This is a genomic window from Variovorax sp. RO1 (genome assembly GCF_002849325.1).
Taxonomy (GTDB): Bacteria; Pseudomonadota; Gammaproteobacteria; order Burkholderiales; family Burkholderiaceae_C; genus Variovorax.
Genome location: NZ_PKMT01000002.1, coordinates 1,062,810 through 1,075,707, shown reverse-complemented (window position 1 = coordinate 1,075,707; position 12,898 = coordinate 1,062,810). Strand labels below are relative to the sequence as shown.

Annotated in this window: 12 protein-coding genes; 8 read left to right on the top strand and 4 right to left on the bottom strand. The window is 69.5% G+C overall.

The features are described from left to right. Nucleotides 1-17: 17 nt before the first annotated feature. The 4 genes from CY658_RS16090 to CY658_RS16075 all read left to right on the top strand — a co-directional run bounded on the left by CY658_RS16090 (nucleotide 18) and on the right by CY658_RS16075 (nucleotide 4,249). Complete coding sequence (locus CY658_RS16090) at nucleotides 18-701, top strand: response regulator transcription factor (protein ID WP_099797390.1); 684 nt, start codon at nucleotides 18-20, stop codon at nucleotides 699-701. After that, entirely contained in the window at nucleotides 698-2,077 is a 1,380-nt protein-coding gene (locus CY658_RS16085) for a sensor histidine kinase (RefSeq protein ID WP_101491127.1), read from the top strand. The genes CY658_RS16090 and CY658_RS16085 overlap by 4 nt, the downstream gene beginning before the upstream one ends. Before the next feature lie 138 nt (nucleotides 2,078-2,215). Next, nucleotides 2,216-2,704, top strand: coding sequence for a tripartite tricarboxylate transporter TctB family protein (locus CY658_RS16080; protein ID WP_099795151.1), 489 nt, complete (start codon nucleotides 2,216-2,218; stop codon nucleotides 2,702-2,704). Nucleotides 2,705-2,737: 33 nt separating this feature from the next. Continuing rightward, entirely contained in the window at nucleotides 2,738-4,249 is a 1,512-nt protein-coding gene (locus CY658_RS16075; protein WP_101491126.1) for a tripartite tricarboxylate transporter permease, read from the top strand. Between the two features lie 15 nt (nucleotides 4,250-4,264). Here the strand turns inward: CY658_RS16075 and CY658_RS16070 are convergent, their stop codons facing one another. Beyond that, the gene (locus CY658_RS16070) at nucleotides 4,265-4,777 is read right to left on the bottom strand and encodes a bacteriohemerythrin (RefSeq protein WP_101491125.1); all 513 of its coding nucleotides are present in this window, start codon (nucleotides 4,775-4,777) and stop codon (nucleotides 4,265-4,267) included. Between the two features lie 118 nt (nucleotides 4,778-4,895). Between CY658_RS16070 and CY658_RS16065 the strand changes: the two genes are divergently transcribed. Continuing rightward, nucleotides 4,896-5,339, top strand: a complete 444-nt coding sequence (locus tag CY658_RS16065; protein WP_374221116.1) for a YbaN family protein — start codon at nucleotides 4,896-4,898, stop codon at nucleotides 5,337-5,339. Here the strand turns inward: CY658_RS16065 and CY658_RS16060 are convergent, their stop codons facing one another. Further along, the gene (locus CY658_RS16060; protein WP_101491124.1) at nucleotides 5,340-5,744 is read right to left on the bottom strand and encodes an outer membrane protein assembly factor BamE; all 405 of its coding nucleotides are present in this window, start codon (nucleotides 5,742-5,744) and stop codon (nucleotides 5,340-5,342) included. 53 nt (nucleotides 5,745-5,797) lie between these two features. Further along, nucleotides 5,798-7,267 (bottom strand): YadA family autotransporter adhesin, encoded by a 1,470-nt coding sequence (locus tag CY658_RS16055; RefSeq protein WP_101491123.1) that lies wholly within the window; start codon nucleotides 7,265-7,267, stop codon nucleotides 5,798-5,800. Nucleotides 7,268-7,437: 170 nt separating this feature from the next. On the opposite strand from CY658_RS16055, the gene CY658_RS16050 reads away from it, so the two are divergent. Then, nucleotides 7,438-7,830 carry a carboxymuconolactone decarboxylase family protein gene (locus CY658_RS16050; RefSeq protein ID WP_062481171.1) on the top strand — a complete coding sequence of 131 codons (393 nt, stop codon included), beginning with the start codon at nucleotides 7,438-7,440 and terminating at the stop codon, nucleotides 7,828-7,830. A 6-nt stretch (nucleotides 7,831-7,836) separates the two neighbouring features. Here CY658_RS16050 and putA read toward each other — a convergent pair whose 3' ends face one another. After that, nucleotides 7,837-11,580, bottom strand: a complete 3,744-nt coding sequence (gene putA / locus CY658_RS16045; RefSeq protein ID WP_101491122.1) for a trifunctional transcriptional regulator/proline dehydrogenase/L-glutamate gamma-semialdehyde dehydrogenase — start codon at nucleotides 11,578-11,580, stop codon at nucleotides 7,837-7,839. Nucleotides 11,581-11,739: 159 nt separating this feature from the next. On the opposite strand from putA, the gene CY658_RS16040 reads away from it, so the two are divergent. Both CY658_RS16040 and CY658_RS16035 read left to right on the top strand, forming a co-directional pair. Further along, nucleotides 11,740-12,345, top strand: coding sequence for a helix-turn-helix domain-containing protein (locus CY658_RS16040; RefSeq protein ID WP_101491121.1), 606 nt, complete (start codon nucleotides 11,740-11,742; stop codon nucleotides 12,343-12,345). Then, nucleotides 12,342-12,881 carry a GNAT family N-acetyltransferase gene (locus CY658_RS16035; RefSeq protein WP_101491120.1) on the top strand — a complete coding sequence of 180 codons (540 nt, stop codon included), beginning with the start codon at nucleotides 12,342-12,344 and terminating at the stop codon, nucleotides 12,879-12,881. Before CY658_RS16040 ends, CY658_RS16035 begins: the two co-directional genes overlap by 4 nt. Nucleotides 12,882-12,898 lie beyond the last annotated feature (17 nt).

The following is a 12,898-nucleotide window of genomic DNA, read 5'->3' as shown; positions in this document are numbered from 1 at the left end:
TGCTCGGCCCCACCGTCATCTGGCACTGCCTCATCGTCGAGGACGATGCCGACAACGCGCGCTACATCGCCGAAGGCTTCCGTTCGCTCGGCCATGTGGCGGTGATCAGCCGCGACGGCGCGGATGCGTTCGCGCGCGCCACGGGCGAGACCTGGGACCTGGTCATCCTCGACCGCATGCTGCCCAACGACGTGGACGGCCTGTCGATCCTCACCACGATGCGCGCCCTCGGCAAGAAGACGCCGGTGCTGGTGCTCAGCGCCTTGAGTGCGCTCGATGAGCGCGTGCGCGGGCTCAAGGCCGGCGGTGACGACTACCTCGCCAAGCCCTTTGCCTTTTCCGAACTCGCGGCGCGCGCCGAGGCGCTGGTGCGGCGCTCGCGCAGCGGGCCCGAGATCCGCACGCTGCAGCTGGCCGACCTCACGCTCGACCTGGCGCGCCGCCACGTGGAGCGCGGCGGCCGGCCCATCGCGCTGCAGCCGCGCGAGTTCAGGCTGCTGGCCTATCTCATGATGCATCCGGGGCAGGTGGTCACGCGCACCATGCTGCTCGAGGCCGTGTGGGACTACCAGTTCGATCCGCAGACCAACGTGATCGACGTGCAGGTGAGCCGCCTGCGCGGCAAGCTCGATGCGGGCGGCGCGCCCACGCTGATCCACACCGTGCGCGGCGTGGGCTACACGCTGGCCGCGCCGCAATGACCCGGGCCCTGCGCCAGCTGTGGCGCTCGGTCGGCTTCCGGCTCGCCTTCTACTACGGCCTGCTGGTCGCCATCACGATGCTGGCCGCACTGGCCATCGTCTACATGCAGACCGTGGGCGTGCTGCAGCAGCGCATGGCGCGTCAGGTGGCGACCAGCATGCAACAGCTGGTGGTGCGCTACGAAGCGCGTGGCGCCGAGGGCGTGGCGGGCGAGATCACCCACGCGCTCTCCGACGGCCGCAACTCCGACAACGAGATCTATCTGCTCACCGACCGCGAGGGAAACAAGCGCGCGGGCAACCTCGACCAGATGCCCTCGCTGGCGCCCGACGCGGGCGACGGCGTGCACCGCCGCGTGGTGCGCGCGGGCCAGACCGTCATCGCCTACCTCGTGATGCGTCCGCTGCCCGACGGCGGCATGCTCGTGGTGGGGCACGACCTGCGCGACCAGGAGTCGATCGAATCGCTGGTGGCCAGCGCCAGCGCGGCGGCGGGCATCGTGGCGGTGCTGCTGCTCATCGGTGGCACCTTTGTCTTCCGCCAGGAGCTGGAGCGCAGCGTGGGCGCGGTGCGGCGCACGGCCGCGCGCATCGCGGCCGGCGAGCTGCAGGAGCGCGTGGCGCCTTCCGGCGAGGAGGACGAGTTCGCGCTGCTGGAGGGCGACATCAACGCGATGCTCGACCGCATCCAGTCGCTGATGGACGGCGTGCGCCATGTGTCGAACACCATCGCGCATGACCTGCGCACGCCGCTCACGCGCGTGCTGGTGCGCCTGCGTGCGGTGGAAGCGGGGCTCGGGCTCGGCGACGCAAACCACCCGCAGCGCGAGCCCGTGGCCACCGCCATCCGCGAGCTCGAGGAGCTGGCGGTGATGTTCGAGAAGCTGCTGCAGATCGCCGAGGTCGAGGCCGGCGCGCGGCGCCAGCAGTTCGCGCCGGTGGCGCTGCACGTCATCGCCGACGACGTGGCGGAGCTGTACGAGGCGGTGGCCGAGATGCGGGGCATCACGCTGCTGCGCGAGCCCGCCGACCGCGCCGTGGCGCTGGGCGACCGAGACCTGCTCGCGGGGGCGGCGGCCAACCTGCTCGACAACGCGCTGAAGTACGGTGGGGAAGGCGCCACGGTGCGCATCGGCACGCACACGGTCGACGGGCGTGCACAGCTCGTCGTGCAGGACGACGGCCCCGGCATTCCGAGCGCCGAGTACGCGCATCTCGGCGTGCGCTTCCATCGGCTGGACCACAGCACGCCGGGCCATGGCCTGGGGCTTGCGAGCGTGCAGGCGGTGGTGGCGCTGCATGGCGGGCGCCTGCAGTTCGGCGATGCCGGCCCGGGCCTGCGCGCGTGCATCGACCTGCCGACCGCCGACGACTGAGCGCGGCCTTCGCCGTCTCCTTGCGCCCCGAACATTGCCAAACGGCAATGCTTTGTTCATACACACCGCGGCGCTGAATTCCTAGGATCGCTGACGCACATCGTGTGCCGATCAACGCAGTTCCAGGAGACATCAACGGTGAGAATCAAGAGTCAGAGAGACTTCTGCTCGGGCGTGCTTTTCAGCGCCTTCGGCGTGGCCTTCGCATGGGGCGCCACGACCTACAACGTGGGCACCGGCGCCCGCATGGGCCCCGGCTACTTTCCGCTCATCGTGGGCATCCTCATCGCCTTCATGGGCGTGCTGATCACGTTCAAGGCCCTCACGGTCGAGACCGACGACGGCGAGCCCGTGGGCCGCATCGCATGGAAGCCGCTGCTGTTCATCATCGGCGCCAACCTGGTCTTCGGCGTGCTGCTGGGCGGCCTGCCGAGCATCGGCTTGCCGTCGATGGGGCTCATCGTCGCGATCTATGCGCTGACCTTCATTGCGAGCCTGGCGGGCGACAGCTTCGGATGGAAGGGCGTGACCCTTCTGGCGACCGTGCTCGCGCTGGGCAGCTACCTGGCCTTCGTGGTGGCGCTGAAGCTGCAGTTCCAGGTGTGGCCCACCTTCATCGCCGGTTGACCCGCGCAGAACAACAAGAAATCCAAGAGAACAATGGACCTGATTACCAATCTTTCGATCGGCTTCGGCGTGGCCTTCACCGCGCAGAACCTTGTCTATGCCTTTGTCGGCTGCTTGCTGGGCACGCTGATCGGCGTGCTGCCGGGCATCGGCCCCGTGGCCACCATCGCGATGCTGCTGCCTGCCACGTACGCGCTGCCGCCCGTGTCGGCGCTGATCATGCTGGCGGGCATCTACTACGGCGCGCAGTACGGCGGCTCGACCACCGCGATCCTGGTGAACCTGCCGGGTGAATCGTCGTCGGTGGTGACCGTGATCGACGGCTACCAGATGGCGCGCAAGGGGAGGGCCGGGCCGGCGCTCGCTGCGGCGGGTTTAGGCTCGTTCTTCGCAGGCTGCGTCGGCACGCTCATCCTTGCCGCTTTCGCGCCACCGTTGACCGAGCTGGCCTTCAAGTTCGGCCCGGCCGAATACTTCTCGCTGATGATCCTGGGCCTGATCGGCGCCGTGGTGCTTGCCTCGGGTTCGCTGCTCAAGGCCATCACGATGATCCTGCTCGGGCTGGCACTGGGCCTCGTGGGCACCGACGTCAACTCGGGCGTCGCGCGCTACAGCTTCGACATTCCTGAACTCACCGACGGCATCGGCTTCATTGCGATTGCGATGGGCGTGTTCGGCTACGGCGAGATCATTGCCAACCTGGCGGTGCCCGAGCACGAGCGCGAGGTGTTCACCGCCAAGGTCAAGGGCCTGTGGCCCACCAAGGAAGACTTCAAGCGCATGACGCCTGCCGTGCTGCGCGGCACGGCACTCGGTTCTGCGCTGGGCATCCTGCCGGGCGGCGGCGCGCTGCTGTCGGCCTTCGCGGCCTACACCATCGAGAAGCGCATCAAGCTCAAGCAGGGCGAGGTGCCCTTCGGCAAGGGCAACATCCGCGGCGTGGCGGGCCCGGAGTCGGCCAACAACGCGGGCGCGCAGACGTCGTTCATTCCGCTCTTGACGCTGGGCATTCCGCCCAACGCCGTGATGGCGTTGATGGTCGGTGCCATGACGATCCACAACATCCAGCCGGGTCCGCAGGTGATGACCAGCAACCCCGAGCTGTTCTGGGGCCTGATCGCCTCGATGTGGATCGGCAACCTGATGCTCATCGTGCTGAACCTGCCGATGATCGGCATCTGGATCAAGCTGCTGACCATTCCCTACAAGTGGCTCTTTCCGTCGATCGTGCTGTTCTGCGCGGTGGGCGTGTACTCCGAGAACAACAACACCTTCGACGTGTGGATGGTCGCGATCTTCGGCATCGTGGGCTACCTGTTCCTGAAGCTCAAGTGCGAACCCGCGCCGCTGCTGCTGGGCTTCATCCTCGGGCCGATGATGGAAGAGAACCTGCGCCGCGCACTGCTGTTGTCGCGCGGCGACTGGAGCGTGTTCGTCATGCGCCCGCTGTCGGCGGGGCTGCTGGCTGCGGCGGCGCTGCTGCTCATCGTGGTGCTCCTGCCTTCGGTGAAGGCCAAGCGCGAAGAAGCCTTCGTGGAGGAGTGACGCGGCTGCGGCGCGTCATCCGCCGAACAGTCGCCGCATCCATCCGAGCTTGACCTGCCCCGCGGCCCCGCCTTGCTGCACCGCCTGGCGGACCTGCGCATGCACGAGGACTTCGGCCGATGAATCCGTCGTTCGAAGGTGCGCTTTCACCGTCGCCACATACGCGCCATCTTCATGGCGGATGTGATTGAACAGCCACCGCGACAGCATGTCGTGCAGCTCCGCCAGCACCTCTTCGCCGCATTCAAAGCGGGCGCGGAATTCGGTGACGCGGCGCACGAAGATCTCGTGCACCTTCCGGTGCGGGCCCGAGAAGGGGTAGCCTGCGTCCTCGATCATGGCCTCCTCGAATGCGAAGTGCGAGGCGGTGTAGTCGATGGTCTCTTCGATGATCCGGCCCACGACCTTGCGGTCGTTGGTGCGCCGGGCGTCGTCCAGCGCGTTGATGTACTGGACGATGCGCTGGTGCTGCGTGTCGATCTCATGGATCCCCGTATTGAGCTCGGTCTTCCATACAAGGTGGGCCATGGTCTTCAGAACTTTGCAGGTGGATGTAAAAGTCCAGTATCGGCAGGCGAAACCCGCACGCGCTTGATCTGAATCAAGCGCGTCCGTGGGGCGAAGGAGAAAGAAAGACAATCGTCTCGTGACGCCCGACGAAGACCCTCACCACAACCCGCCCGCTGTTGTCGAGCCCCGGCCGTTGCCGCTCGTCGTGCGTTGGCTGCTGATGGTCTTTGCCGTGCTGTGCCTCGTGCTGGCCGCCATCGGCGTGGTCGCGCCGGGCATGCCGACCACGGTCTTCGTGCTGATGGCCGCATGGGCCGCCGCGCGCAGCTCGCCGCGGCTGCACCGCTGGCTGCTGAACCACCGGCTCTTCGGCCCGCTGCTGCGCAACTGGGAAAACGGCCGCACCGTGAGCCGCCGCGCGAAGTGGAGCGCCACCGCGGCGATGGCGTTTTGCGCGGTCGTCATCGTGTTCACCGCGCACAAGCCGTGGCTCGCGGGTGTCGCCATCGGGTCGATGGCGGTCGTGCTGGCGTGGCTGTGGCGGCGGCCGGAACCGTCGCAGCAGCAGCAGGGCTGCTGATCAGCCCTTCGCCAGTTCCGCGCAGATCGCCGGGTTCCAGTGGAAGCTGCGCGCCTTGTAGTCGGTGTCGAAGATCACCTTGTAGCGGCAGCTCGTGGCGCCGCCGCCCGAGCGGAAGTGGAAGACGTAGTCCCACTCGCGCACGGCCGCCATGCCTTCGTCGAAGTGCGGGCGGCCGATGAGGGCGTAGAGCTGATCCTTGGTCGCACCGGGGCCGATGGCGCGCAGGTTCTCTCGGTTCGGAAAGCTGCCTTCGGTCTGCCAGGTCTGCTGTTGATCGGCGCCGGGCCAGACGAGTTCGGTGGCCTTGCCGTCGCTGTCGATGCCGCGGCTCACGTACGAGGTGCAGCCGGTGAGCGCCAGCACGGTCAACAGCGTGCCGATGGGGAAGAAGGTGCGGGTCATGAGAGAAGAAGTCCTGTGGACTGGATCGATGGCGGTTCTGTGGCTCATGCAACTCACCACTGGAAGCCCGCACCAGCCGACACGCCGACGTTGCCGCGCGAGTTGGCCGAGCCGGTGAACTTCATCACCCACTTGCCGTTGTCCGAGATGCTCGAGAAGCCCAGCGCGACGGCGCTCTGGCCTTCGTAGCCGGCCACGCCCGCCGCGAGCATGTTCTTGCCCGGCATGTAGGCCTGCGGCATGCCCGCCATGGCCATCGCACCGGCGGTGCCGGCGTTGGCGTCGCGCTGGTTCAGGCGGATGGCGTCGCGCCACTGCGCACCCTGCGCGTTCAATTGGTTGACGTTGACCGCATCCGTGCCGGCCACGCCGGGCGCCACGTTGGACACGGTGGTGCCGTTCGGCGCCTGTCCGTTGCCCAGCACGATCTGGTTGTGGTTCACGCTGCCGTCCACGTTGGTGACGTAGTTGACCGAGCCCGCCTGCACCGCCTGCAGCTGGCGCACGTTGACCGCGTCGGTCGCCTGCGTGCCGCCCGCGACGTTGGTGATCTGCCGTTCGCCGCCCGCGCTGCCGACCGAGAGCGCGCCCTGCGTCGAGCCCACGGCGATGTTCGAGAAGCGTTCCTTCTGGCCGCTCATGCCGGTGCGATCAGCAACCGCGCCGGCGCCCAGGGCCACGCCGTTGTCCGCGCTGGCCGTCGCACCGGTGCCGATCGCGACTGCGGACGCGGCCGATGCGGTGCTCTGCCGCCCTACGGCCACGGCCGATTCGGCGTTCGCGGTGGCGCGGTCGCCCACGGCGACGGCGCTGTCGGCCAGTGCCTGCGTGTTCGCACCCAGCGCGGCGGCGTTGATGCCGTCGGCAATCGCCTTGTCGCCGGCCGCGAGGCTGCTCTTCTTGCGCGCCTGCGTGTTGGCGCCGAGCGCAGTCGAATTGATGTCGCTCGCGGTGGCGCGGTCGCCCGCCGCCAGGCTGCTGGTGGCCACCGCGGTGGTGTTGGCGCCGATGGCGGTGGCGTTGGTGCCGAAGGCCTGCGCCACGTTGCCCACGGCCGTGCTGCTCACGCCCGCGGCCACGGTGGTGGAGCCGATGGCGGTGGCGTAGGTTTCGGTGGCGCGCGCGTCGGAGCCCGCGGCCGCGCTGCCGAAGCCGGTGGCCTTGGCAGACGTGCCGCCGAGCAGCAGGGCGTCGCCGCCGAGGTTGCCGCTCACCATCCCCTGCAAGGCCGCGGCATCGGGGCCGCCATTGACGGGGTCGGTCGGCACGCCGGTGATGAGCGCGAAGCCGCCGCTGCCGTTGGGCACCTGGCAGGCCCATGCCGGGCCGGCGCTGCCCGAGCTGCATACCGCGCCCGAACCGGTGGTGTAGCTGGCGCCGCCCAGGCTCACGTCGGCCCAGGCCGATGGTCCCGCGAGGCTGGCGGCCAGTGCGAGCACGGCGCCCGCGATGCCTTGGGTTTTCTTCTTGTGGACGAATGCGACGCGCGCACCGATCCCCACGTGCTGGATGACGTGTTCCATGGTTCTCTCTGCTCCCTGAGATGGCGCCTGATGGCGCGCTTGATGTGTGACGCTTCGACTGTATGAATCGGAGGCCGCGCGAACCTAGGACCTAATTCACAATAAATGTGAAGGTACCGAAAGCAAATGTTGCTTTCCAACCCGCATTCACACTTCCCTCAGGAGATCGCATGAAACCCCAGCCCATCGAGCACGCCGCCGCTTCCGACGAAGTCCGCGCGGTGTTCGACGACATCAAGGCGTCGCGCAACGTGCCCGACGTCAACAATTTCTGGAAGTATCTGGCCAACGACCCGGCCACGCTGAAGCGCACCTGGGCCAGCCTCAAGGAGGTGATGGCACCGGGCGCGCTCGACCCGGTGGTGAAGGAAATGATCTATCTGGCGGTGAGCGTCACCAACAACTGCGGCTACTGCATCGCGAGCCACCACGCGGGCGCGGAAAAGGCCGGCATGACGCCGGCCATGTTCGCCGAACTGATGGCCGTGGTCGGCATGGCGAACGAGACGAACCGGCTGGTCAATGGCTACCGAGTACCGATCGATCCGGCGTTCGACAAATAAGCCCGTTCACCCGATCGTCATCAGGCTCGCGTTCCCACCGGCCGCGGCGGTGTTGACGCTCAGCGCGCGTTCCAGCACCAGGCTTTCGAGCGGGATGCCGGTGTCGCCCGGCGCGAAGCCGCGCACGCCGACGATGGGGCCGGGCCGCGCCGCCACCTGCTGCAGCACGCTCGCGAGATGGCCTGCGTCGCCGTGGTGCAGCGCGGCATCGAACACCACGGTGGGTGCGCGCCAGTCGTTGGCGAGCACGACCGCGTGGCGCGCTTCGTCGGGCAGCGCGGCCAGCAGCGTGTGCGCGCCGGGCGCATCGGCCGGCCAGATGGCGGTGCTGCCGACCGACAGCACGGCCGCCAGTTGCACGAGCCGGTCGGCCTCTGCATCGGCAAGGCACAGCACGGCCTCGCGCGGCTGCAGCGTGTAGACGTTGCGCTCGCCGGTCGGGCCGGCCAGCGTGCGCGCGCGGCCCACGGGCGCAAGGCCGGCGAAGCGACGGCACTGCGCGGCGAGTGCGTCGCGGTCCGTGTCGCGCGCCCAGCCTTCGAGTGCTGCGAGGCCGTGGGAAGGCGCAGCGGTTTCGTCGCCGTCGGCCACGGCGCGCGCGAGCACATCGTCAGGCCGTGCCGACAGCAGGCGCGCCATGTACAGCGGCCCGCCGGCCTTCGGCCCCGTGCCCGACAGCCCTTCGCCGCCGAAAGGCTGCACGCCCACCACCGCGCCGACCATGTTGCGGTTCACGTAGACATTGCCGGCCTGCGCCTGCGCCACCACCTGCGCGATGGTCTCGTCGATGCGCGTGTGCACGCCCAGCGTGAGGCCGTAGCCGCTGCCGTTGATCTGGCCGATGAGCGCACCGAGGTCGCGGCGGCGGTAGCGCAGCAGGTGCAGCACGGGGCCGAACACCTCGCGCTCCAGCTCGCCCAGGTGGTCGAGCTCGATCAGCGTGGGCAGCACGAAGGTGCCGTGGCGTGTGTCGTGGCCGAACTCGCGGCCCTGGCGGAACACGCGCCGGCCGCGCCCGCGCATGCCGGCGATGTGGCGCTCGATGCCGTCGCGCGCCTCGTCGTCGATGACGGGGCCCACGTCCACCGCGAGCCGCGCGGGGTTGCCGATGCAGTTCTCGGCCATCGCGCCCTGCAGCATCGCGACGAGGCGGTCGGCCGCTTCTTCCTGCACGCACAGCACGCGCAGTGCCGAGCAACGCTGGCCCGCGCTGTCGAAGGCCGAGGCCATCACGTCGGCCACCACCTGTTCCACCAGCGCGGACGAGTCGACGATCATCGCGTTCTGCCCGCCGGTCTCGGCGATCAACGGCACCGGCGCGCCGTGTGCACCGAGGCGCGTCGACAGCGTCTTCTGCAGCAGGCGCGCGACCTCGGTCGAGCCCGTGAACATCACGCCCTGCACGCGCGCGTCGCCGACCAGCGCAGCACCGACGGTCTCGCCGCGGCCCGGCAGCAACTGCACCGCCGCGCGCGGCACGCCGGCCTCCCACAGCACGCGCACGGCTTCGGCGGCGACCAGCGGCGTCTGCTCGGCCGGCTTGGCCAGCACCGGGTTGCCGGCGGCGAGCGCGGCGGCCACCTGGCCGGTGAAGATCGCGAGCGGAAAGTTCCACGGGCTGATGCACACCACCGGCCCGAGCGGGCGGTGCGTGGCGTTGGCGAAATCGGTGCGCGCCTGCGCCGCGTAGTAGCGCAAAAAGTCGACCGCTTCGCGCACCTCGGCGATGGCATTGGCGCTGCTCTTGCCGGCCTCGCGCATCAACAGGCCGAGCAGGCGCGGCTGCTGCGCTTCGAGCGATGCGGCGGCGCGGTCGAGGGCGGCGGCGCGCTCGGTGGGCGGCGTGGCGGCCCATGCGGTGGCGATGCCTTCGGCCTGTGCAATGGCCGAGGCGACGTCGCCCGGCACCGCGTCCTGCACCTGCCCGACGAGGTCGCGGCGGTCGGCGGGGTTGCGCACGTCGGCCCAGGTGCGGGCGGCTTCGTCTTCGGCGCGTGGCGCCGCGAGCATCGGCGTGGCGCGCCAGGGTTCGGCCGCGCTGGCCTGCAGCGTGGCGGCGAGCGCATGCAGCGTGTCTTCGCTCGCGAGGTCGAGGCCTTGCGAGTTCGCGCGCTGGTCACCGTAGAGTGCGGCCGGCAGCGGAATGGCCGCGTGCGGCAGGCCCATCGCGCCTTCCTCTGCAGCCATGCGCTCGACGGTGGCGACCGGGTCTTCCACCAGCGTGTCGAGCGGAATCGACGCATCGGCGATGCGGTTCACGAACGAGGTGTTCGCGCCGTTCTCCAGCAGCCGCCGCACCAGGTAGGCCAGCAGCGTCTCGTGCGTGCCCACCGGCGCGTAGATGCGGCAGGGCCGGCCGAGCGGGCCCACGACCTGCTCGTACAGCGGTTCGCCCATGCCGTGCAGGCACTGGAATTCGTACTGGCCCGGCGTGTAGCGCGCCGGGTCGGCCATCGTGTAGATCGCGGCCAGCGTGTGGGCGTTGTGCGTGGCGAACTGCGGGTACACCGCGTCGGGTGCGTCGAGCAGGCGGCGCGCGCAGGCCAGGTACGACACGTCGGTGTAGGCCTTGCGCGTGTAGACCGGGTAGCCCGCCAGCCCGTCGAGCTGCGCGCGCTTGATCTCGCTGTCCCAGTAAGCGCCCTTCACGAGGCGCACCATGAGCCGGTGGCCGCTGCGGCGCGCGAGGTCGATCACCCAGTCGATCACGAAGGGGCAGCGCTTCTGGTAACCCTGCACCACGAAGCCGATGCCCTGCCAGCCCGCCAGCGCGGGCTCGAAGCACAGGCGCTCCAGCAGGTCGAGCGAGAGCTCGAGCCGGTCGGCTTCTTCGGCGTCGATGTTCAGGCCGATGTCGTAATGCAGTGCCAGCAGCGCCAGGTCGCGCAGCACCGGGTACAGCTCGGCCATCACGCGCGTGTACTGCGCGCGGCTGTAGCGCGGGTGCAGCGCGGAGAGCTTGATCGAGATGCCCGGCCCGCCGTACACGCCGCGCCCGTTCGAAGCACGGCCGATGGCGTGGATCGCGTCTTCGTAGGCAGCGCGGTAGCGGCGCGCGTCGTCGGCCGTGAGCGCGGCCTCGCCGAGCATGTCGTACGAATAGCGAAAGCCCTGCGCCTCGAGCGTGCGCGCATGCGCCAGCGCCTGGCCGATGGTTTCGCCGGTGACGAACTGCTCGCCCATCATGCGCATCGCCATGTCGACGCCCTTGCGGATCAGCGGCTCGCCGCCCTTGCCGATCAGCCGCGTGAGCGTGGCCGACAGGCCCGTCTCGCTGTGCGTGGCCACCAGCTTGCCCGTGAGCAGCAGGCCCCAGGTCGCGGCGTTGACGAACACCGACGGGCTGTGCCCCGCGTGCGCCTGCCACTGGCCCTGCGCGATCTTGTCGCGGATGAGCGCGTCGCGCGTGTCGGCGTCGGGAATGCGCAGCAGCGCCTCGGCCAGGCACATCAGCGCCACGCCTTCCTGCGACGACAGCGCGTACTCCTGCAGCAGGCCCTGCACGAGGCCCGAGCGTCCGCCGCCGTTCTTGCGCTGGCGCAGCTGGTGCGCGATGCGATGGGCGAGGGCGTGGGCTTCGTCGGCCTGGCCGACGGGCAGCCGGGCCTGGTCGAGCAGCGGCTGCAGCGCCTCGGCTTCGGGCGGCCGGCAGGCGGCGGTGATGCGGGAGCGCAGCGCGGACGGCGCGGCGGGGCCGTCGGCGAAGGTGGCGAAACGCGAGGGCAGGGGGGCGGGATCGTTGGCGCTCATGGTGCGTCGGTGGTGGTGATGTGTTGGATGATTTCAGCGATAGGCATGAATATTTCTCCAAATAACAGTCACTTCGACGAACAAGTCTCCGAGGGTCGCGACCGCACGCTTTCACCCGGGGTTGACTGAATTTCTATTTCATTGGATATTTCATCCAATATGAAAGAAGAATCAGGTTCAGCCCCCAGCCTCAACGACCGCATCGCCCAGCGCGTGCGCGCACTGCGCGCCGCACGCGACCTCTCGCTCGATACCCTGGCCACGCACTGCGGCGTCAGCCGCTCGATGATCTCTCTGATCGAGCGCGGCGAGAGCAGTCCGACCGCCGTGCTGCTCGAAAAACTCGCGACCGGCCTCGGCGTGCCGCTGGCCTCGCTGTTCGAGCCCGATGCGCCCACGGCCAGCCCGGTGTCGCGCCGCGCCGACCAGCTCGAATGGCGCGATCCGCATTCGGGCTACCTGCGCCGCAACGTCTCCGCCGGCGGCGACGCCTCGCCGATCCAGATCGTCGAGGTGCTGTTTCCGCCCGGCGCGCGCGTGGCCTACGAAACCGGCGCGCGCGAGCCGCGCATCCACCAGCAGGTGTGGGTGCTCGAAGGCTGCATCGAACTCGCGGTCGGCGACCAGCAGTACCGGCTCGACGCCGGCGACTGCCTCGCGCTCGTGCTCGACCAGCCGACGAGCTATCACAACCCCACCCGCGAGACGGCGCGCTACGCGGTCGTCATCACCAGCGCGCCCGCTCACGCACCGAACAGGAAATGACCATGACTGCTGCCACCACCACCCCGCGCCTGCGCGCCCTGTCCACCGTCAGCGAGGCCGAGCTGAACGCCCTGGCCGATGTGCTCGTCGATTGCGTAGCGGGCGGCGCCTCGGTGAGCTTCATGCAGCCGCTCACGCCCGAGCGCGCGCGGGCCTTCTGGCGCCACGTGGCCGACGGCGTGGCGCGCGGCGAGCGCGAGCTGCTCGTGGCCGAGGACGACGAAGGCATCGTCGGCACCGTGCAGCTGGTGCTGGCGCAGCCCGAGAACCAGCCGCACCGCGGCGAGGTCGCGAAGATGCTGGTGCACCGCCGCGCACGCCGGCTCGGCCTGGGCGCGCTGCTGATGAAGGGCGCCGAACAGCGCGCACGCGACCACGGCAAGACCCTGCTGGTGCTCGACACCTCCAGCCCCGAGGCCGAGCGGCTGTACACCCGCTGCGGCTGGCAGCGCGTGGGCACCATCCCCGGCTACGCGTTGCTGCCCGACGGCACGCCGTGCGGCACCACCTACTTCTACCGCGCGCTCGGCGACTGACGGCCGTGCGGTCTACA

Coding starts and splice junctions, on each gene's coding strand:
- CY658_RS16040 (WP_101491121.1), top strand. CDS start 11,740: ATGAAAGAAGAATCAGGTTCAGCCCCCAGCCTCAACGACCGCATCGCC.
- CY658_RS16070 (WP_101491125.1), bottom strand. CDS start 4,777: ATGGCCCACCTTGTATGGAAGACCGAGCTCAATACGGGGATCCATGAG.
- CY658_RS16035 (WP_101491120.1), top strand. CDS start 12,342: ATGACCATGACTGCTGCCACCACCACCCCGCGCCTGCGCGCCCTGTCC.
- CY658_RS16050 (WP_062481171.1), top strand. CDS start 7,438: ATGAAACCCCAGCCCATCGAGCACGCCGCCGCTTCCGACGAAGTCCGC.
- putA (WP_101491122.1), bottom strand. CDS start 11,580: ATGAGCGCCAACGATCCCGCCCCCCTGCCCTCGCGTTTCGCCACCTTC.
- CY658_RS16075 (WP_101491126.1), top strand. CDS start 2,738: ATGGACCTGATTACCAATCTTTCGATCGGCTTCGGCGTGGCCTTCACC.
- CY658_RS16055 (WP_101491123.1), bottom strand. CDS start 7,267: ATGGAACACGTCATCCAGCACGTGGGGATCGGTGCGCGCGTCGCATTC.
- CY658_RS16085 (WP_101491127.1), top strand. CDS start 698: ATGACCCGGGCCCTGCGCCAGCTGTGGCGCTCGGTCGGCTTCCGGCTC.
- CY658_RS16060 (WP_101491124.1), bottom strand. CDS start 5,744: ATGACCCGCACCTTCTTCCCCATCGGCACGCTGTTGACCGTGCTGGCG.